Source organism: Bradyrhizobium sp. SOJA106 (genome assembly GCF_059448745.1).
Genome location: NZ_CM182549.1, coordinates 8,147,094 through 8,167,239 on the forward strand (window position 1 = coordinate 8,147,094; position 20,146 = coordinate 8,167,239).

Genomic DNA, 20,146 nt, shown 5'->3' on the forward strand with positions numbered 1-20,146 from the left:
GTAAAATCTCCCGCATGGCACGCGCGAGCAATCTGGTCGTCGGAACCGCGACGCTGGCGGTGATCGCCGTGGCGTTCGGCGGCCTGCTGGGCGTGCAGAAATGGCGCACGATCCAGAGCCGCAGCCAGCTGCGCGTGGTGTTCGAGGGCGGTTCTGCCAGCGGCCTGCGCCGCGGCGGGCCGGTGAATTTCGACGGCGTGCCCGCGGGCCAGATCCTGTCGATCAAGCTGGACAGTCCGCGCCGGATCGTGGCGCTGGTGACGCTCGACAACACGGCGCCGATCCGCAAGGACACCGTCGCGGGCATCGAGTTCCAGGGCCTCACCGGCGTTGCCGCGATCTCGCTGATCGGAGGCGCGCCCTCCGCGCCGCCGGTGCCGCTGGACTCGGACGGCATTCCCGTGCTGACGGCCGATCTCAGCGATGCCGAATCTATCGTCGACACCCTGCACAGCGTCGACCGCACCATCGTGAGCAACGCCCCCGCGATCAAGGAGGGCCTGCGCACATTCGAGAGCACCACCGCCGACCTCCGCAGCAAGGGCGGCGAGATCGATGCCGTGATGGCCAAGGTCGACAGCGCCTTTGCGGGATTCGATAAAGCCGTCACCAAGATTGAGAGCGTGGTGCCCGGCTTCGCCGACGGCAAGGCCGACGAGCTGTTCGAGAAGGTGCAGGGATTGCGTGAGCTCGCGGACACCATGCGGAAGAAGTCGGCGAGCTACATCGAGGACGTCCGCCGCTCGCTGCTCGACATCAGCGAGGCCGCCAACAAGATGGCCGGCACCCCCATCGCGCCGCGCCCCCCGCGCCGGCCCGAGCAGCAGAAGCGGTGATTCCCCTTACCCTCCCCTGGAGGACGGCGCCATTCAGCGTGGTCTGCGATCCGTTGAAGAATTGCTGCGCGCCGGCGGGACTCGCCGCCGCCGCCGCGCTGAAGGCCAGAACGACCCAGAATGCCGCGCGAACTGCAGTTGCAGTCCGGCGCGTGCAATCCCGCCCGATCGATGGCAGCCCACCCACCCCCAGCGCCCTCAACGGCGCTCCCGGCGGCGCCGCCGGCAAATTAGGCGACCGGGTCCCTACGTGGAACTACGGAAGCGGCGGAATCGCCGGACGGCGCCACAACCGGAGTTCATTCAGCGGACCATGCTGCAACTACACCACGCTTTGCCGCGCAGAATGATCAATCCGCCCATGTGCAGCGTGTGCCATCCTGTTCCAGAGTTGACCGCCGTTCACATGAACGTCGACGGTGTGTGGCGCTCGCCAGCGCACCTCACCCGTACACAAATGCCTTGTCGTCCAGATTCGTCTTCGGAATCTCATCCTTCTCGGTCCAGTAATCCTGGCTGTGCTGCCATTCGGGCTTGTCGCCGCGCTTCGGCAGCAGGTTCATGTTGCGCATGATGTAGCCGGGGTTGAAGTTTTCCGGATCGATCCAGGGCAGGATCGGCATGTTGTGGTCTTCGGGGCGCAACCTCACCTCGACCTTCTTCGCACCCTTCGCCTTCATGTGGCCGAGTAGCCGGCAGACGAAATCGGCGACGAGATCGACGCGCAGCGTCCAGCTGGCGCGGAAATAGCCGAACACCCAGGCCATGTTCGGCACGCCCGTGAACATCATGCCACGATAGGTCACGGTCTCGCCGAATGCGAGCGGCTTGCCGTCGACCTCGAAGGCGATGTCGCCGAGCGCCGAAAGATTGAAGCCGGTCGCCGTGATGATGATATCGGCCTCGAGCAGCCTGCCAGACTTGAGCTGGATACCGTTCTCGACGAAGCACTCGATCTCGTCCGTGACGACGGACGCCTTGCCGCTGGCGATGCCCTTGAACAGATCGGCATCCGGCACGAAGGCGATGCGCTGGCGCCACGGCCGATAGCTCGGCGTGAAATGCGTCTCGACGTCGTAGTCGGGGCCGAGCACTGCGCTGATCTGGCCGATCAGCTCCTTCTTCACCTGCTCGGGCTTGGCGATGCAGAGCTTCGTGAACGCATCCTGTTCGAACAATATTTTGCGCCGGACGATCTCATGAATCCAGGTTTCGTCGACCTGAAGCCGGCGCAGCTCCTCGGCGATCTCGATGGCGTTGCGGCCCAGCCGGAAATAGGTCGGCGAGCGCTGCAGCATGGTGACATGCGCGCATGTGTCTGCGATGTTCGGCACCAGTGTCGCCGCGGTCGCACCCGAGCCGATCACGATCACTTTCTTGTTCGCGAGATCGATATCGTCAGGCCAGGTCTGCGGATGGACGATGCGGCCCTTGAAGCGATCCATGCCCTTCCATTCCGGCGTGTAGCCTTCCGAATGGCGATAATAGCCCTGGCACATCCAGAGGAAGTTTGCCGTGAAAGTCTTCGCCTCGCCGGTGTCCGTCGTCACCGCCTCGATGGTCCAGAGGTTTTGTTCGCTCAACCAACTCGCCGAGTTGATCTTGTGCTTGTAGCGGATATGCCGGGCGATATCGTTGTCGTCGATCACCTCTTTCATGTAGGTGAGGATTTCTTCCGCGGTCGCGATCGGCGGCCCGACCCAGGGCTTGAAGCTGTAGCCGAAGGTATGGAGATCGCTGTCGGAGCGAATGCCGGGATAGCGATGCGTCGACCAGGTGCCGCCGAACGTCGCCTGGGTTTCCAAGATGACGTAGCTCGTGCCCGGCAGCTGCTTGGTGATGTGATAGGCGCTGCCGATGCCGGAGATGCCGGCACCGACGATGAGCACGTCGAAATGTTCAGAAGCCTGTTTGGCGGTGGCGTGACTGCGAACAGCGACATTCATTGTTGCTTCTATGCCTTGTCTTTTTCAGGCCGCCTTATTGGCGGCGCGTTTCCTCCGCGACGGGCATGGTCGCCCATCGCGCTTCCCTCGCAAAATGACATAGATCAAGTCGCGATCAAGCTACAACGCCGCGCCCCAGCTCCGCGCGGTCTGCAATATCCAGTCGCGATAGAGCGTGAGCGGCGTGACGCCGGTCAAGCCGCCGCAGCCGGCGGCGCCATTCGGTCCCGTGGACCAGCTGATGAGACCCACAAGCACGGGACCACTCGGCTTGTCCTCGAACACGGGCCCGCCGGAATCACCAGTGCAGGCGCCGATTCCGTCGCGAACACCGTTGGTTACGGGATCGACCAGCCGGATCTGGAGCGTGCCGGGCTGCCCCGTCGCGACGAGACCGGCAACGCGCGTGGTGCCGCCGCTCTTGCCATCACCGCGCACGGTGACGCCGATGCCGGCGACGACGAAGCGGCCGCCGACCTGGATCGGAATAGTCGGAGCGCCGACCACGACCGTCGATTTTCCCTTGAATGGAATATCGAGCTGCAGCAGCGCCACGTCGGCGGTGGCACGATGGGCCTGCATCGCCTGCATGTTGAAATTCGGATGGATCGCGACGGAGCGCACGTTCAGCAATTGCGGCTGACCGTCGGTGCCGCGATCGACGATCTTGTAGTCGGCGCCGGGTTGTACGCAATGGGCAACCGTCAGCACGATTTTCGGCGCGATCAGGCTGCCGGTGCAGAAATTGCCGCGCGAGCCCACGATGGTGACGACCGCGCGCGCAACGCCATCAGCCTGCGGCGTGCCGCCGCCGACGATGGCGTAAGCGGGTGTGGCGAGCAGAGCGGCAATGATTGGGGTTGCGAGCTTCATCATGGGAACACGTATTGGAGCGGCATCGATGCGGGCGCGGATGCTTCGGACTGGTCCTTGCCGATAGCGCATGCTAGCGCTCTTGGAAAGGAATTGACGAGGGCAGGACAGTGGCGGTCCAGGCTGTGATCTTTGATTTTGGCGGCGTCTTGACCAGTTCGCCGTTCGAGGCGTTCACGCGGTTCGAGACGGAGCGCGGCTTGCCTGCCGACATCATCCGCCGCACCAACGCTGCCAATCATCTGGAGAACGCCTGGGCCAAGTTCGAGCGGGCCGAGGTCGATATCGACACCTTCGATGCCTTGTTCGCGGAGGAGTCACGCGCACTCGGCGCCGAGGTGCGCGGCCGCGACGTGCTGCCGCTGCTCCAGGGCGATCTGCGTCCCGACATGGTGGAGGCGTTGAAGCGCATCAAGACGCAGTTCAAGACGGGCTGCATCACCAACAATCTGCCCGCCAACGCGATCGGCAGCATGACCGGGCGCACGCTCTACGTTGCGGAGGTCATGGCGTTGTTCGATCACGTCATCGAGTCCGCCAAAATCGGATTACGCAAGCCCGACCCACGCATCTACCAGATGATGGTCGAGACCCTGAAGGTGGATCCGAAGCATTGCGTCTATCTCGACGATCTCGGCGTCAACCTGAAGCCGGCGCGTCAGATGGGCATGACTACGATCAAGGTGACGAGCGGCGCGCAGGCGATCGCGGAGCTCGAGAAGGCGACGGGACTGGAGCTGAGCTAGCGCGTCATTCTCGGTCATTGCCGCAGCCGTGGCGAGATCTCGTCCAACCAAGACTACTTCGCCGCAGCAGAGATCCGTTCCGGAAACGCCGCCGCCAGCGAGTCACGATCCGGCTTCAGCACGCCGCGCTCGGTGATCAGGCCGGTGACGAGGCGCGCGGGCGTGACGTCGAAGGCATAATTCGCGACCGGCGAGCCCTCGGGCACGATGCGGACCGTCTCCAGCCTTCCATCTACGGTGCGGCCGGTCATGTCGGTAACCTCCGTGCCGCTGCGCTGCTCGATCGGGATGTCGCGGATGCCGTCATCAACGGCAAAGTCGATCGTCGGCGATGGCAGCGCGACATAGAACGGCACGCCATTGTCGTGCGCGGCGAGCGCCTTCAGATAGGTGCCGATCTTGTTGCAGACATCGCCGTTGGCGGCGACGCGGTCGGTACCGACGATCGCGAGGTCGACCATGCCGTGCTGCATCAGGTGCCCGCCGGTGTTGTCCGGGATGACCGTGTGCGCCACGCCATGATGGCCGAGTTCCCACGCGGTCAGCGAGGCGCCCTGGTTGCGCGGGCGGGTTTCGTCGACCCAGACATGGATCTTGATGCCCCGCTCATGTGCAAGATAGATCGGCGCGGTCGCGGTGCCCCAGTCGACGGTGGCGAGCCAGCCGGCATTGCAGTGGGTCAGCACATTGATCGCCTTGCCCGGCTTCTTTGCCGCGATCGCCTCGATCAGCGCAAGGCCATTGCCGGCGATGCCGCGGTTGATCTCGACGTCCTGCTCGACGATCTCGTCGGCGCGCGCATAGGCGGCTTCCGCCCGTTCAACGGGATCGATCGGCGCTAGCGTCGCGCGCATCTCATCCAGCGCCCATTTCAGATTGATCGCGGTCGGCCGCGCCATGATCAGCGTCTCATAGGCGCGCTTCAGGCCAGCATCGGAGGCATCCTCGCGCATCGCGAGCGCCATGCCATAGGCCGCGGTGGCGCCGATCAGCGGCGCACCGCGCACCAGCATGTCGCGGATAGCGATCGCCGCATCCTCGCACGAGGTCAGCTTCGCAATGACGAACTCGTGCGGCAGCCGGCGCTGGTCGATCGCGCCGACCGACCAGCCGTCGCGCTCGCGCCAGATGCTGCGAAAATGCTTGCCGTCGACCTTCATGGCGTTCTGCCTTTTCGTTCTTCTTGTGTCTCACCCGCGCAGGATGCGCCCGGCCACCGCATCGAGCTTCTTCAGAAGCTCGGGATCGCGGGCCTCGGGCGCGGTGATCAGCGCGGTGTCGAGCGCGCGGTCCGAGCCGATCGGGCACGGCTCGTGCTCGCGGGGAAACTCCTTTGCCAGCCGTGCCACCAGCGCCTTGGCCTTGTCGGCGTTCGAGTTCAGCACGCGAATGATGTCCTGCACGGTGACTGCATCGTGATCGGGATGCCAGCAGTCGAAATCCGTCACCATCGCGACGGTGGCGTAACAGATCTCCGCCTCGCGAGCGAGTTTCGCTTCCGGCATGTTGGTCATGCCAATCACGGAATAGCCCAGCGTCTTGTAGGTCGTGCTCTCCGCATAGGTGGAGAATTGCGGTCCCTCCATGCAGACATAGGTGCCGCCGCGCGCGATCGCGATGCCCTCGGCTTCAGCCGCCGCGGCAAGATGGATGCGCAGGCGCGGCGAGACCGGATGCGCCATCGACACATGCGCGACGCAGCCGCGGCCGAAGAACGAACTCTCGCGCTTATGGGTGCGGTCGACGAATTGATCGACGAGAACGAACGTGCCCGGCGGCAGTTCCTCCTTGAACGAGCCGCAGGCCGACAGCGAGATCAGGTCGGTGACGCCGGCGCGCTTCAGCACGTCGATATTGGCGCGGTAGTTGATGTCGGAGGGCGAGAGACGGTGGCCCTTGTCATGCCGCGGCAGGAATACGATCGGCAGGCCGGCGATGGAGCCGCGACGGAGCGGAGCCGACGGCTTGCCCCAGGGGCTCTTGATCACCTCTTCGTGCGCGCCTTCGAGGCCCGGCAGATCGTAGATGCCGGAGCCGCCGATGATGCCCAATACCGCCTGCGCCATGCCTGCTCCACCCTGTCCGCCAAATGCGACATGGTTAAGCTATGCCAGTTTTGCGGCGGTTTTGGAACGGGGATGGTGGGGCGGATAGCGGCCCTGTGTGAGGGCGAGGCAGCGCCTCATATTCAGTATCGTCCCTGCCTAGTGCGCAATTGCGCACGGGCGCGGGGACCCATCACCACACGCAGTTATTCGCGAAGACGAGTGGTTCCGTACTGCGACCGTCAGCCGTCGAAAGATCTCGCGGTATGGTCCCTGCGTTCGCAGGAACGACACCAAGGAGGTGGTGGCGTCTGTGACTTACGCCGCCGTCGCGAGCTTTAGCTGGGCCGCGACCATCCGCTCCAGCGTCTCAACCGACTGGAAATTCTCGGGCGTGATCTCGGATTGCGGGATGGTGAAGTCGAACTCGGCTTCGACGCCCAGCATCAGGTTGACCATGTCCATCGAGGTCAGGCCGACGTCGACGAGCTTGGCCTTGGGCGTGACAGTGGCGCTGAGCGAATTCTGCTCGAGGATGCCCTTCACCAGCTTGATGATGCGGTTGCGCAATTCGGTGTCGAAGGACTGCATCGGTAAATTCCCATCTGTCATCAAGGTCGGATCGCTCGCCGGCTACGATGGGCAGGGACGGCCGATCCCGCAATGGGCGTCACCATTACTTCGCGTTTCTTAGTAAACGATGACTCAGATTGTCTGGAATTCGCCCTTTTTCCAGAACCCTAACGCGGCCTTCGAATTTCCGGCGATGCAAACAACCGGACCTTAACTGTCCATTCGGAATTGGGCTTCGTTTACCCTCTATTTCATCGACGAATTTGAATTAAATCCGTAGCCTCGTCCCACAAGCAAAGATGGTCGGGGGATTGCTCTACACGGCGTCGCGAATGATGCCGGCGATCCTGAACGGCAAACCGGAGGCGGACGAGTATGAACGTGCGTGAAGCGGTCCTCACTGTCGACGATACACGAACGGGTTTTCTCGAACAGGGTCCTTCCCTGATCGAGCGCGCCGCCCGGACCGCCGCAGCGGCGGCGGCCGACGCAGACGAGGTCGATCGCGACGCCCGGTTCCCTCACAAGGCATTCGACGTCGCGCGCGAGCAGAAGCTGCTCGGCGCCATGATCCCGGTCGAGTTCGGCGGCTTCGGCGCCTCGATCCACGACGTCACCGACATCTGCTACACGCTCGGACGCGCCTGTGCCTCGACCGCGATGATCTACGCGATGCACACGACGAAAGTCGCCTGCGTCACCAGGCATGGCCACGGCATTCCCTGGATGGAAACCATGATGCGCCGGGTTGCGCGCGACCAGTGGCTGCTCGCTTCCTCCACGACCGAAGGCCAGAACGGTGGCAACATCCGCGCCAGCGCGGCGGCGGTCGATCACGCCGGCGACACCATCTCGCTGGTGCGCGACGCCACCGTGATCTCCTACGGCGCCGAGGCCGATGGTCTCGTCACCATCGCCCGCCGCGCCACCAACGCCGCGGCTTCCGATCAGGTGCTGCTGGCGCTCGCCAAGGACGACTATTCGCTGAAGCAGACGCAGGGCTGGGAAACGCTCGGCATGCGCGGCACCTGCTCGATGGGCTTCGAACTGAAGGTCGATTGCCCCGCCGACCGCGTCTTCCCCGAGGCCTACGACAAGATCCACGCCCAGACCATGACGCCGTTCGCGCATCTGTGCTGGTCGTCGGCCTGGGCCGGCATTGCCGCCGCCGCCGTCACGCGCGCGCAGGCCTTCATCCGCAAGGCGGCGCGCTCGTCCGGCGGTCAGATGCCGCCCGCCGCCGCCCATTTCACCGCTGCAAAGATGTCTCTGGCAAAGCTGCGCGCGCTGATCGCGGCCAATATCGATGCCTTTGCTCGCGCCGAGCACGACGAGCGTGCGCTCGGATCGCTCGACTTCCAGTCCTCGATCACGCTGCTCAAAGTGCAGGCCTCCGAGCTCGCGGTCGAGACCGTGATGCATGCGATGCGCACCGCCGGCCTCTCCGGCTATCGCAATGACGGCGAGTTCACCATGGGCCGTCACCTCCGCGACGTGCTGTCATCGCCGATCATGATCAACAACGACCGCATTCTGGCCAACGCCGCGACATCGACGCTCATGAGCGGCGTGCCCACAAGTCTTCATGACTGAAAACAACAAGAACAATTTTAAGATAGCAGGACATCATCCCATGAACATTGCCGTCCTTCCCAACTCGCCCGAGACCGCGCCCGAGATCACCGATCCGCTCGATCATCTCGCCGACAAGCTGTTCCACCGCATGGGCTCGGACGGCGTCTATGCCCGCACCGCGCTCTATGAGGGCGTCGTCGAGAAGCTCGCCGCGCTGATCACTCGGCATCGCGAGGCCGGCACCGAAGCGCTGCGCTTTCCGCCGGTGATGAGCCGGGCCCAGTTGGAGAAGTCCGGCTATCTCAAGAGCTTTCCGAACCTGCTCGGCTGCGTCTGCGGCCTGCACGGCACCGAACGCGAGATCAACGCCGCGGTGAGCCGCTTCGATGCTGGCGGCGACTGGACCACCTCGCTCTCGCCGGCCGACCTCGTGCTCTCGCCTGCCGCCTGTTATCCGGTCTATCCGATCGCGGCGAGCCGCGGACCTTTGCCGAAAGGGGGCCTGCGCTTCGACGTCGCCGCCGACTGCTTCCGCCGCGAGCCGTCAAAGCACCTCGACCGGTTGCAATCGTTCCGGATGCGCGAATATGTCTGCATCGGCACGCCCGATGACGTCGCCGATTTCCGCGAGCGCTGGATGGTGCGCGCGCAGAAAATCGCGACCGACCTCGGCCTGACCTTCCGCGTCGACTATGCCAGCGACCCGTTTTTCGGCCGCGTCGGCCAGATGAAGGCGGTGAGCCAGAAACAGCAGCAGCTCAAGTTCGAGCTCTTGATCCCGCTCCGCTCGGAAGAGCAGCCGACCGCATGCATGAGCTTCAATTATCACCGCGAACATTTCGGCACGACCTGGGGCATCCAGGACGCCAATGGCGAGCCTGCGCACACCGGCTGCGTCGCCTTCGGCATGGATCGCCTGGCCGTCGCCATGTTCCACACCCATGGCACCGACCTTTCCGCGTGGCCCGCCACGGTGCGGGAGATCATGGGCATGCAGCCGCAGATCGCGGCTGAAGCCCATGGCGAAGGCTGGCGCTAACCAAACTCACGAGGCCTCCCATTTCCACGGGCAAGACGAGCGTGATCCACACCAAGGTCCGATGCCGCGAGATCACCGAAGCCGACGTCGAGGCGGTCGCGGACCTGTTGACGCGCGGCTTCGTCGGCCGCTCGTACAACTATTGGATCCAGGGCCTGCGCCGACAGGCCTTCCGGCCCGTGCCAGAGGGCTACCCCCGCTTCGGCTATATGCTCGACAATGACGGCACGCCGGTCGGCGTGCTGCTGCTGATCTACACGGCGCGGAAGGTCGGCGAGGAGACCGCCATCCAGTGCAATTTGTCGAGCTGGTATGTCGATCCGGCCTACCGCAACTATGCGCCGCTGCTGACCAAGATCGCGCAGCGGCACAAGGAAGTCACCTATCTCAATATCAGCCCGGCGCCGTGGACCTGGCCGATCATCGAGACCCAGGGCTTTCGCGCCTATTGCCGCGGCATCTTCTTCTCCGTGCCGGCGCTCTCGCGCGCCCCGCGCTGGAGCGAGATCGAGGTCATTCCGCAGCACGCCAAGACCATCGAGGGACTTTCCGCCGAGGAGACCGAGCTGTTGACGCGGCATGCGCGCTACAATTGCCTCAGCCTGGCCGTCCGCACGCCTGACGGAACGTTCCCGTTCATCCTGCAACCGGTGCGCATCCGCCGTGGCTTCATCGCGCCGCCCGCGATGAAGCTGATCTATTGCCGCAGCGCCGCCGAATACGCCGCCTGCGCCGGCCGCATCGGCCGGCTCTTGCTGCGGCTCGGCAAGATCTCGGTCGCGATCGATGCCAACGGCCCAATCCCCGGCCTTGCCGGCATTTATACGGAGCGGCGTGGCCGCAAATATTTCAAGGGCCCGCATCGCCCGCAGCTCGGCGACCTGACCGGTACCGAGCTCGTTCTGTACGGGCCGTAGTGGACGCGCCGACTGCGCACTCTCGGGCCAGCTCTGGCTCGCGGGCTCCTCCAGATTCGCCTGCCGGCACACGCCTTTTCCTATCGCCAGTCACCCTCCGTAAACTACTGCGCTTAAGGGAATTTTCCCGCCTGTTCGCTAGCCTCGGCGTCCGAATTGCGCTGCGTTAAGTCTATTGCCCGCCGAGATCCCGCCGATCCCATGACGTCGACCCGCGACAACGAGCTTGGTGCACGCCGCGAGCAGGGCCCGGAGGCGCTGGTTGCGCTGAGCCAGCTTGCGCTCGACCACATGGAGCAGGGCGTCTGCGTCTACGACGCCGACAACCGGATCGTGCTGGTCAATCAGCGCTACCTCGGCCTGTTCGACATGTCGGCCGACATCGTGCGGGTGGGCACGAGCTACCGCGAGGTGCTTGCGCACAGCGCGAGCCGCGGCAACTTTCCCGAGAACGAGCTCGACGCACTCTATTCGGCGCGGATTGCCCAGATCGCAGCGGGCAAGCCGTTCCGGACCGAGCAGCGGCTTGCGAGTGGCCTTGTCATGTCGCTCGAGCTGAAGCCGCTCCCCGGCGGCGGCTGGATGACGATCTGCGACGATGTCAGCCGCCTCGCCCGGCTCGAAGCAGAGCTGCGCGTGCAGACTGAGCGTAGCGAGCACGCGCTCGCCAACATGTCGCACGGCCTGATCATGTATGATGCCGACAGCCGCGTCGTGGTCTGCAACGAACGTTTCCTGAACCTCTACAATCTCGATCCCGACGTCGTGAAACCGGGTGTCGCGCATAGCACGGCCATCGACCACTGGCTCTCGCGCGGCAACCTGCCGGGCATGTCGGCCGACGAATTCCACCAGACCCGCCTTGAGGACGTGCGCGGCCGGAAGGCAAAGACCTTGCTGGTGATGCGCTATGACGGACGGATGGTGCAGGCCGTCTCGCGCTTTCTCCCCGACGGCGGCTGGGTCACCGTGCACGAGGACGTCACCGAGCGGCTGCAATACGAGGAGACGCTGCGGCAGCAGAATTTCATGCTCGATGCGGCCCTGGAGAACATGGCGCACGGACTCGCCTTCTACGACAGCGACATGCGCCTGCGCGTCTGCAACAACACTTACCGCACCATCTATCGGCTGTCGCCGGAGGAGACCAGGCCCGGCACGCATCTCGGCGAGCTGATCGAACGATCGATGGTGAACGGCGCGTTCTCCTCGGAATACAGCCCGCAGCAGATCCTCGAAGCGGCCCGCGCCCGGATCGCCAGCCGCGACTCCTCGCCGATGCGCCGGAGCATGTCGAACAACACCGTGATCTCGGTGCGCTATTGCGCGTTGGCCGAGGGCGGCTTCGTCGCCACCTACGAGGACATCACCGAGCGCGAGCGTGCGGTCGAGGAGCTGAGCGAGCAATATCGCCGCTTCGACGCGGCGCTGAACAACATGAGCCAGGGCCTGTGCATGCTCGATGCCAGCCTGCGTATCATCGTGTGCAACCGCCGCTATATCGAGATGTACGGCCTCTCCCCCGACGTGGTGAAGCCCGGCGTCTCGATGCGCGAGATCATGGAGCACAGCTGCGATCTCGGCATCCATCCGAATACGACCGCGGCCAAGCTCTATGCCGATTATGTCGAGCGGCTGCGCGAGGGCGAGCACACGCTGCACCGCCATTTGAGCGACGGCCGCATCATCAAGCTCAACCACAAGCGGATGGAGCATGGCGGCTGGGTCGTCACCTATGAGGACGTCACCGAGCGCCACAAGGCGCAGGCGCGGGTGGCACACATGGCGCGCCACGACTCCCTGACTGACTTGCCCAACCGCACTCTGTTCCGCGAGAAGATGGGCGAGGGGTTGAACCAGGTGGCGATCGCCGGCGGTGCGATGGCGGTGCTGTGCTTCGACCTCGACAATTTCAAGACCGTCAACGACCGCCTCGGCCATGCCGCCGGCGACCGGCTGTTGCGCTGGGTGGCGGGGCGACTGAAGGAGAATGTCGGCGAGCACGACACCGTCGCGCGCCTCGGCGGCGACGAGTTCGCCGTGCTCCAGCGCGGACCGCAGCCGGAATCGGCCGAAAAGCTCGCGCGCCACCTGGTCGAGATCATCGGTCATCCGCCGGCGCTGGAAAGCCAGTCGATCCATGTCGGCGTCTCCGTCGGCATCGCGATCGCGCCCGATCACGGGCTCGATGCCGACGAGCTGATGAAGTGCGCCGACCTCGCGCTGTACCAGGCCAAGGCCAAGGGCCGTGGCGCCTATCAACTGTTCGAGCCCGAGATGGAAGAGCAGGCGCGCAGCCGCCACGCGCTGGAGCACGATCTGCGCGCGGCGCTGGAACGGCGCGAATTCCACCTGGTGTTCCAGCCGCAGGTGCGGCTCGACACCACCGAGCTCACCGGCTTCGAAGCCCTGCTGCGCTGGAAACATCCCTCGCGCGGCTTCGTCTCGCCGGCCGAGTTCATTCCGATCGCGGAAGAGAACGGGCTGATCGTCCAGATCGGCGAATGGGTGCTGCGCACGGCGTGCGCCACGGCCGCCTCATGGCCCGATGTCACCGTCGCGGTCAATCTGTCACCGGTGCAGTTCCGCTCGCGCGGATTAGTGGCGATGGTCACGAGCGCGCTGGCGGAGGCCGGCCTGGCACCGCAGCGGCTCGAGCTCGAGGTCACCGAGACGGCGCTGCTCGACGACAGCGAGGCGACGATCGAGATCCTGCATCAGCTTCGTGCGCTGGGCGTACGCGTCAGCCTCGACGATTTCGGCGTCGGCTATTCCTCGCTCAGTTACTTGCGCAAATTTCCGTTCGACCGCATCAAGATCGACCGCTCCTTCGTCGGCACGCTCGGCGAAAGCCCGGAGAGCGTCGCCATCGTCCGCACCATCGCCAGCCTCGGCTCCGTGCTCGGCGTCGAGACCACCGCGGAGGGCGTCGAGACCATCGAGCAGCTCGACTTCGTGCGCGAATGCGGCTGCACCGCGGTGCAGGGATATTATTTCGGCAAGCCCTGCCCGGCGGCCGAAGTCGGACGTACCATCGAAACGCTGAACGCGGTTCGGCGCGTGGCGTAAAGCGCGCGACGCAATCAGCTTTCGCCGGCTTCCTTGAGCCGGTCGCGCAGGACGCCGATCACGCGGCGGGCCGTCTCGATCTCCTTCACCGACAATCCATCCGACAGGCCATTCACCCACGGGACCTGCAAGCGGCCGGCAGCATCATAGATCTGCCTGCCCCTGTCGGTGAGCACCACAAGCTGCGCGCGGCGGTGATGCGGGTTGGTCTCGAACACGACGAGACCATCCCGCTCCAGATCGTTGACGATGCGCTGCACGTTCTGGCGATTGGCGCCGAGATTGCGTGCCAGCCAGGCGACCGGCTCAGGCCGCTCGGCATCGACGATCGCCCCGAGGATCTGCCAGCGCGCGCTGGTGAGGCCGAGCGAGGCCACCAGCCGGTCACCTGCGGTCAGAAGCAGGCCGTTGGCCCGGAACAGGTCGAGGATCAGGTCGGTCAGGGCATCGCCCGCCGGGGTCCGCTTGGGCTCGGTCATTTGTAACGATTGATCCGTATTGACATCATTATGTCAAATGTCTATGTCGTAACTCACCGAATTGACATGATGGTACCAAATTAGACGGAGCGATGCCATGCCGCAGATGCGCCCTCTCGACCCCACCTTCCCGATCGACCGCCAGATCGCGCTTGATGCCGGCCCCGTGGTGCTGGTCAATCTGTTCACGCTCGATGCCGCCGATGAACAGGGTTTTCTGACGAGCTGGCAGGACGATGCCGCTTTCATGAAGCGGCAGCCGGGTTTCATCTCGACCCAGCTCCACCGCGCCGTCGGCGACAATCCGACCTATCTCAATTACGCGGTGTGGGAATCCAACGCGCATTTCCGCGCGGCGTTCACCAACCCGGAATTTCGCGCCAAGATCGCGGACTACCCGGCGTCAGCCGTGGCCAGCCCACATCTGTTCCAGAAGGTCGCGGTGCCGGGCATCTGCGTGGCGTAGCTGCGCTCGCAATGACGCGGGAAAGAGTAGATCTTACGGGCGCAATCGTAGGATAGGCAAAGGCGCGCTAAAGCGCGATGAGATTGGGATGAATCGTCATCGCGCTTTAGGTTGTTGTTTGCGCATGATCTGCTTCGCACTTTTCCGGATCATGCTTTACCGCCGTGCCCACCATCTCGCGACGAATGCAACGGTTGTGGGCACGCTTCGCTTTGCCCAGCCTACGGCAGCTCAGCTTGCCGCGGGCAGCGCGCTGTCCGGCGGCGCGCCCCACGGGCGCTCGGCTGAGGCGAGGCCGATCAGGCGGCCCTGGATGTAGTCGCAGCCCCAGTCGCGCAGCATGTTCGCGGCCTCTTCGTCCTGCACCCATTCGGCCACGGTCTTGATGTCGAGCCGGCGGGCGAGGTCGATCAGGGTCTGCACGAAGGCGCGGTCGTCGGCGGAATGGGTGATGTTCTGTACGAAGGCGCCGTCGATTTTCACGATGTCGACGCCGAGCTTGCGCAGGTTGCGGAACGAGGTGTAGCCGGCGCCGAAATCGTCGATGGCGATGCGGCTGCCGAAATGCTTGAGACGGCCGACAAAAGCGCGGACGTCGTCGATGTCCTGGATCGCGACCGTCTCGGTGATCTCGACGATCAGCCGCTCCGCAACGCCGGGATGGGCCTGCATCAGCGATTCGATTCCCGCCCACCAGTCCGGATCCATCGTCGTATCCGGCGAGATGTTGAGGCTGAGGCAGATGCCGGGCGCGGCGGCGAGCTCGGCGACCACGAGCTCAAGCACGCGGTGATCGACCAGGCGGATCAGGCCGAGCCGCTCCGCCACCGGCACGATGTCGGGCGCGAGCAGCACCTGGCCGTCGCCCTGATCCATCCGCACCAGGCATTCGTGGAACGCGCGCTCGCGCGAGGCGGCCGCGACCACCGGCTCATAGGCGAGCTTGATGCGGCGCTCGTTCAGCGCGGTGACGATCTCGTCGGTGACGCGGATGTTGACGCGGCGCTGCGCATCCCGCGCGGCATCGGGGCGCCAGGCCGCGAACGAGCCGGCGCGGCGACGCTTGGCGGCATCCAGCGTCTCGTGGGCGCGATTGACCGCCTCGTCGGTGCTGCGGGCATAACGCGGCACGCTGACCGCGCCGATCGAGGCCGTGACCGAAACCGGGCCGGATTTGGTCGGCACCACCTCGTCGCGGATACCGGCGAGAAAGCGTTCAGCGGCAACATTCATGTCGTCGACCGTGCAGTTCTTCAGGATCAGGCCGAACTTGTTGCCGGAGAAGCGCCCGAGCACGTCGCCGCCGCGCAGCCGCGCGCGGATGCGCCTGGCGACGTCGAGGATCACGGCATCGGCGACGTCGAAGCCGAAGGCGTCGTTGACGCGGGCGAGATGATCGATGCCGACCAGCATGAAGGCCGCGGTCGATCGGAAGCGGGTCGTCTCCTCGATCGACTCGGCCAGCGCCGCGATCAGGTGGGAGCGGTTCAGCTCGCCGGTCAGCGGATCGAGCCGGGCGAGCTTGGCCAGCTCCTCGTCGCGGGCGTGGCGCTCATTGTTGATGCGGATAGAGCCGATCGCCCGCGTGGGGCGGCCATCGGGGCCGGCGAACCAGCGCCCGGTCTCCTCGATCCAGATCACGGGATCGGCGGCGCTCATGCGCACGCCGTACTCGACCCGGTAAGGCGTGCCATCGGCGCCGTGCACGGCGGAGGTCTGCGCCAGCGCGGCGCTCCGCAGCGATTGCGAAGGCTCGATCAGCTTGGCGAATTCGGCGCCGGTGGCGAGCCGCTCAGCGGGGATACCGGGGAAGACGGCGCTGACCTGCTCCCCCCAGACGATCACATCGCTGGCGATGTCCCAGGCGAAAACGGCCTGACCGAGCGCGGCCAGGATGTCGGAGGCTTGCGGCAATGCGGGGGTCAAAATCGCCTCGTTTCGGGACAGCGGGGAGTCCAGAGCCGGCACAGGATAGAGCCAGATTCGTCCCCGACCCTAGGCAAAGTTGATAAACAATTTGGAAACCACGTTTCCGCGTGCGGCGGAACCAAACCGGCCTGCCCGGCATAGGCCTTGCGAGTACTGACACGCACCCGGCGCCAGCGTCTCGAAACGCGACATCTTGGCCGGATCAACGGTGATTGCGATGTTGGGTACTGATCGATCGAACGTAGTGGAAGCCGGCACGGGCACGGCCCTGGTGCCGGTCATGCCTACACTTGCGTGGGTCCTCAAGGCGCCGCTGCCGCGCCCCGATCCGAGCTTCGTCACCCAGCTCATCGCCAATGCCGAGCACCTGCCCCAGACCACCCGGCTGCGCCGCGCCTCCTCCGAAGACGCGCGCATGGCCTATGGCAGCAAGCGCCCGCTCGGAAGCGTCACCGCACGCACGCGGCAGGTGGCTTGATCGGATCGAATTTTTCGAAGCGAGGCCGTCGTCCTTCACCTCTCCCCGCGAAGGGCGGGGCGAGGGAGCGCACCGACATTGCGGTGGGACTAAGCCAAACTCAGAGAAATCAGCGCGGAGCGTCGGGAGACGACGGCGTGCCGTTGCCCAGCTGCAGATGCGGCGAGGGGATTTCCGGCGAGGGCGGAATGCTCTGGGCCGGCTTCGGCGCGGGATGATCCATCAGCACGGATTCGGCTACCGACTGGGCCGAGGGCGCGGGCGGCACGACAGGCGCTGCTTGGGGCGCGGGCGCCGGCTCGAATTTGGGCTCGGGCAACTTTGGCTCGGGCGAGGCTTCGTCCGCCAGCGGCTCGGCCTGGCGCTTGCCCCTGCGCGCAGCGGGCACTGTTGTCTCAGCGACATAGGTGACGCGGCGGCGCGTGCGCTGGGCGACGCCGCCGAGGAAATCGGCCATCGCGAGCAGCACCAGCAGGAAAAAAGTGGAGTTGCCGAATTTGGGCCACATCACGAATTCGGCGGCGGCCGCGCCGAAGATGATCAACGACAGCAGATGATCCATCAGGAATTTCGAGCCGGGCCGCGCGCCTTTGACCACTTCGAGCAGCAGCAGCAGCACGCCCAGCGCGAGCAAGAGATCGGCGAGCGTCACCGGCCAGGTCTCGCCCGTGATCATCGGCACCTTGAACAGCACGTCCGTGAAGGACACGCTCGGCATCAGGAAGGCGATGATGTTGTAGACCGCGAGCGGAATCAGGAGCAGCGGGAAACCGACCATCGGCGAAATGCCTTCTCGATCAAGATATCCAGACAGGACAATGCGGCGGCGAAGCATTGGCTCCGCCGCCGTCACTGTCATATCTCATGGGTTGGCCGAAATCAGGCAGGTCAAATCGTCCTGCCCAAGAAAGGTCCTTAGGACTCTTTCTTCTTCAGGACCTGACGGCCCTTGTACATGCCGGTCTTGAGGTCGAGATGGTGCGGACGACGGAGCTCGCCAGAGTCCTTGTCTTCCACATAGGTCGGCTTCTTGATCGCGTCTGCCGAGCGGCGCATGCCACGGCGCGACGGCGAGGTTTTTCTTCTCGGAACGGCCATTTCAATATCCTCTAGGGATTGGTGTCATCAGGGCATCGTCCGCGAGGGGACGGCTCAGCACCCGCAATACGAGGCGAGCTGAATGCCGATCAAGGCCGCGCTTATAGAGGAAGGCTGGCCGTAAAGCTAGGCTCCTGGGCCGGAAAATATGCCCCAAATGGGCCCGAAATCAGCGATTTTCGCGCCAGCACGTCACGAGCGAGCTCGCCTGTCCCCGCGCCATGTAGGTCGCAGCCAGCCGCCTGACACCGGGGCCGGGGGTCCGAGCACTACGTTTGACCGGGTTCGGCAGGATCGAGGCCAGCAGGGCGGCTTCCCGGGGCGAGAGGTTCTCGGCCGATTTGCCGAAGGCATAGGCGCTGGCCGCCTCCACCCCGAACTGGCCCTGCGGGCCGAGCTCGGCAATGTTGAGGTAAATCTCAAGGATCCGCGCCTTGGGCAACACGAAGTCGATCCACAGCGCCAGCGGAAATTCCAGCGCCTTGCGGACGAAATCCCGGCCCTGCCAGAGGAAAAGGTTTTTCGCCACCTGCTGGGTGATGGTGGAGGCGCCCCGGAAAGCGGTGCCGTCCTCCCTGGCGTCGTCGATCGCCTCGCGCAGCGCGCCCCAGTCGATGCCGTGATGCTTGCAGAAATGCGCGTCCTCGGCCGCCACCACCGCGCGCGGCAGATAGGGCGACATATCAACCAGATCGATCCACTCCCGCTGCATCGGCGCGCCGCGCAAGCTGCGCCAGGCCATCAGCGTCGAAACCGGATGGCCAATGCGATAGAACGGCGCGATCAAATAGGGCGTGAGAACCACGATCGCGAGCAGCGCCAGCAGGATTTTAACGATGCGCAAATCGATCTTTCCGGCGGAAAACGAAACGCGGCCACGAGCCCGGCATTAAGTCTGTGATAATTCGGGCCTTTTCCAGCACTTTTTACGCCTTCCAAACGATTGACTGGGGCTGGCGCATAAAGGATTGTCCGGCCGAAATTTAGTTCTGGAGCCCTTCTTGATGACCGGCACGTCCCCGTCCGATTTCGCCAAGCGTCTGGACAAGACCGCTGATGATACCGAGGCCCTGCTCGGGCGCCTCTTGTCGGACGACATCCTGCACGATGAAATCGCCCGGCCAAAGCGACTGATGGACGCAATGCGCTATTCGAGCCTCAACGGCGGCAAGCGCCTGCGGCCGTTCCTGGTGGTCGAGAGCGCCGCCGTGTTCGGCGTTCCGCGCGAGGCCGCGCTGCTCGCCGGCGCCGCGCTCGAATGCATCCATTGCTATTCGCTGATCCACGACGACCTGCCGGCGATGGACAATTCGGACCTGCGCCGCGGCCGCCCGACCCTGCACAAGAAGACCGATGACGCCACCGCGATCCTCGCCGGTGACGGTCTCCTGACGCTCGCCTTCGACATCATCACCCGGGACGAGATCCATCGCGACGCCAATGTGCGCCTGCTCTTGACCCGCGCGCTGGCGCGCTGCGCCGGCATCGGCGGCATGGTCGGCGGCCAGATCCTCGATCTCGCCGGCGAAGGCCGCTTTGGCGGCAACGAGCCGATCGATGTCGCCCGTATCCAGCAGATGAAGACCGGCGCGCTGTTGCGCTACGGCTGCATCGCCGGCGCGATCCTCGGCCAGGCATCGAGTGCGGAATATCAGGCGCTCGACGATTACGGCCGCGCGCTCGGCGAAGCGTTCCAGATCGCCGACGATCTGCTCGACGTCGAAGGCGATGCGGCTGCGCTCGGCAAGCCGGCCGGCGCCGATGCCGCGCTCGGCAAGACCACCTTCGTTACCCAGCTCGGCATTGAGGGTGCCAAGCAGCGCGTACGCGACCTGCTCGCGCGGGCCGACAGCGCGGTCTCGATCTTCGGCGATCGCGCCGCCGTGCTGCAGGCTGCCGCACGGTTTGTCGCCGAGCGGAAGAGCTGACGCGAGCGTACGATCTTCGCCTCGCCCCGCCTGCGCGGAGAGGCCGGAATCTGCGACAGCAAATTCGGGTGAGGAGGACTCTCCGCGAGTCCAACTCTCACCGTCTTTGCGGAGGCTACCCCTTGCCCCAACCCTCTCCACGCAAGCGG

19 protein-coding genes are annotated in these 20,146 nt (G+C 64.9%); 9 read left to right on the forward strand and 10 right to left on the reverse strand.

Annotated features, from left to right (window positions below; translation table 11 throughout):
* Window positions 1-14 precede the first annotated feature (14 nt).
* Window positions 15-836, forward strand: coding sequence for an MlaD family protein (locus AC5V87_RS38490; protein ID WP_456841499.1), 822 nt, complete (start codon window positions 15-17; stop codon window positions 834-836).
* Between the two features lie 443 nt (window positions 837-1,279).
* On the opposite strand, the gene AC5V87_RS38495 is transcribed toward AC5V87_RS38490, so the two are convergent.
* Together AC5V87_RS38495 and AC5V87_RS38500 are read right to left on the reverse strand one after the other, a co-directional pair.
* Window positions 1,280-2,782, reverse strand: a complete 1,503-nt coding sequence (locus AC5V87_RS38495) for a flavin-containing monooxygenase (protein WP_495369573.1) — start codon at window positions 2,780-2,782, stop codon at window positions 1,280-1,282.
* Between the two features lie 120 nt (window positions 2,783-2,902).
* Window positions 2,903-3,658, reverse strand: a complete 756-nt coding sequence (locus tag AC5V87_RS38500) for a S1 family peptidase (protein WP_495369574.1) — start codon at window positions 3,656-3,658, stop codon at window positions 2,903-2,905.
* Between the two features lie 107 nt (window positions 3,659-3,765).
* Between AC5V87_RS38500 and AC5V87_RS38505 the strand changes: the two genes are divergently transcribed.
* A complete protein-coding gene (locus AC5V87_RS38505; RefSeq protein ID WP_495369575.1) occupies window positions 3,766-4,401 on the forward strand; it encodes an HAD-IA family hydrolase in 636 nt (211 codons plus the stop codon).
* A gap of 53 nt (window positions 4,402-4,454) precedes the next feature.
* Here the strand turns inward: AC5V87_RS38505 and mtnA are convergent, their stop codons facing one another.
* The 3 genes from mtnA to AC5V87_RS38520 all read right to left on the reverse strand — a co-directional run bounded on the left by mtnA (window position 4,455) and on the right by AC5V87_RS38520 (window position 7,037).
* Entirely contained in the window at window positions 4,455-5,561 is a 1,107-nt protein-coding gene (mtnA, locus tag AC5V87_RS38510) for an S-methyl-5-thioribose-1-phosphate isomerase (protein WP_456841503.1), read from the reverse strand.
* A 30-nt stretch (window positions 5,562-5,591) separates the two neighbouring features.
* Complete coding sequence (locus AC5V87_RS38515) at window positions 5,592-6,467, reverse strand: S-methyl-5'-thioadenosine phosphorylase (protein ID WP_495369576.1); 876 nt, start codon at window positions 6,465-6,467, stop codon at window positions 5,592-5,594.
* 297 nt (window positions 6,468-6,764) lie between these two features.
* The gene (locus AC5V87_RS38520) at window positions 6,765-7,037 is read right to left on the reverse strand and encodes a phosphopantetheine-binding protein (protein ID WP_495369577.1); all 273 of its coding nucleotides are present in this window, start codon (window positions 7,035-7,037) and stop codon (window positions 6,765-6,767) included.
* A gap of 357 nt (window positions 7,038-7,394) precedes the next feature.
* On the opposite strand from AC5V87_RS38520, the gene AC5V87_RS38525 reads away from it, so the two are divergent.
* The 4 genes from AC5V87_RS38525 (at window position 7,395) to AC5V87_RS38540 (ending at window position 13,619) form a co-directional block, all read left to right on the forward strand.
* On the forward strand, window positions 7,395-8,612 hold the full coding sequence (locus tag AC5V87_RS38525; RefSeq protein WP_456841506.1) for an acyl-CoA dehydrogenase family protein: 1,218 nt from the start codon (window positions 7,395-7,397) through the stop codon (window positions 8,610-8,612).
* A gap of 40 nt (window positions 8,613-8,652) precedes the next feature.
* A complete protein-coding gene (locus AC5V87_RS38530) occupies window positions 8,653-9,633 on the forward strand; it encodes an amino acid--[acyl-carrier-protein] ligase (RefSeq protein ID WP_495369578.1) in 981 nt (326 codons plus the stop codon).
* Window positions 9,634-9,674: 41 nt separating this feature from the next.
* The gene (locus AC5V87_RS38535) at window positions 9,675-10,550 is read left to right on the forward strand and encodes a GNAT family N-acetyltransferase (RefSeq protein WP_495369579.1); all 876 of its coding nucleotides are present in this window, start codon (window positions 9,675-9,677) and stop codon (window positions 10,548-10,550) included.
* A 201-nt stretch (window positions 10,551-10,751) separates the two neighbouring features.
* Window positions 10,752-13,619 carry a PAS-domain containing protein gene (locus AC5V87_RS38540; protein WP_495369580.1) on the forward strand — a complete coding sequence of 956 codons (2,868 nt, stop codon included), beginning with the start codon at window positions 10,752-10,754 and terminating at the stop codon, window positions 13,617-13,619.
* 14 nt (window positions 13,620-13,633) lie between these two features.
* Here the strand turns inward: AC5V87_RS38540 and AC5V87_RS38545 are convergent, their stop codons facing one another.
* Window positions 13,634-14,098, reverse strand: a complete 465-nt coding sequence (locus tag AC5V87_RS38545) for a MarR family winged helix-turn-helix transcriptional regulator (protein ID WP_495369581.1) — start codon at window positions 14,096-14,098, stop codon at window positions 13,634-13,636.
* Window positions 14,099-14,195: 97 nt separating this feature from the next.
* Between AC5V87_RS38545 and AC5V87_RS38550 the strand changes: the two genes are divergently transcribed.
* Window positions 14,196-14,564 (forward strand): antibiotic biosynthesis monooxygenase family protein, encoded by a 369-nt coding sequence (locus AC5V87_RS38550; RefSeq protein WP_495369582.1) that lies wholly within the window; start codon window positions 14,196-14,198, stop codon window positions 14,562-14,564.
* Between the two features lie 231 nt (window positions 14,565-14,795).
* Here the strand turns inward: AC5V87_RS38550 and AC5V87_RS38555 are convergent, their stop codons facing one another.
* Window positions 14,796-16,490 (reverse strand): EAL domain-containing protein, encoded by a 1,695-nt coding sequence (locus AC5V87_RS38555; protein ID WP_495369583.1) that lies wholly within the window; start codon window positions 16,488-16,490, stop codon window positions 14,796-14,798.
* Window positions 16,491-16,710: 220 nt separating this feature from the next.
* Between AC5V87_RS38555 and AC5V87_RS38560 the strand changes: the two genes are divergently transcribed.
* Complete coding sequence (locus AC5V87_RS38560; RefSeq protein WP_456841512.1) at window positions 16,711-16,971, forward strand: hypothetical protein; 261 nt, start codon at window positions 16,711-16,713, stop codon at window positions 16,969-16,971.
* A gap of 109 nt (window positions 16,972-17,080) precedes the next feature.
* Here the strand turns inward: AC5V87_RS38560 and AC5V87_RS38565 are convergent, their stop codons facing one another.
* The 3 genes from AC5V87_RS38565 to mtgA all read right to left on the reverse strand — a co-directional run bounded on the left by AC5V87_RS38565 (window position 17,081) and on the right by mtgA (window position 18,913).
* Window positions 17,081-17,749, reverse strand: coding sequence for a hypothetical protein (locus AC5V87_RS38565; protein ID WP_495369584.1), 669 nt, complete (start codon window positions 17,747-17,749; stop codon window positions 17,081-17,083).
* A gap of 137 nt (window positions 17,750-17,886) precedes the next feature.
* Window positions 17,887-18,069 carry a 50S ribosomal protein L32 gene (gene rpmF / locus AC5V87_RS38570; RefSeq protein WP_007598106.1) on the reverse strand — a complete coding sequence of 61 codons (183 nt, stop codon included), beginning with the start codon at window positions 18,067-18,069 and terminating at the stop codon, window positions 17,887-17,889.
* A 169-nt stretch (window positions 18,070-18,238) separates the two neighbouring features.
* Window positions 18,239-18,913 carry a monofunctional biosynthetic peptidoglycan transglycosylase gene (gene mtgA / locus AC5V87_RS38575; protein ID WP_456841514.1) on the reverse strand — a complete coding sequence of 225 codons (675 nt, stop codon included), beginning with the start codon at window positions 18,911-18,913 and terminating at the stop codon, window positions 18,239-18,241.
* A gap of 160 nt (window positions 18,914-19,073) precedes the next feature.
* On the opposite strand from mtgA, the gene AC5V87_RS38580 reads away from it, so the two are divergent.
* The gene (locus tag AC5V87_RS38580) at window positions 19,074-19,997 is read left to right on the forward strand and encodes a polyprenyl synthetase family protein (protein WP_235542388.1); all 924 of its coding nucleotides are present in this window, start codon (window positions 19,074-19,076) and stop codon (window positions 19,995-19,997) included.
* Window positions 19,998-20,146: the final 149 nt, after the last annotated feature.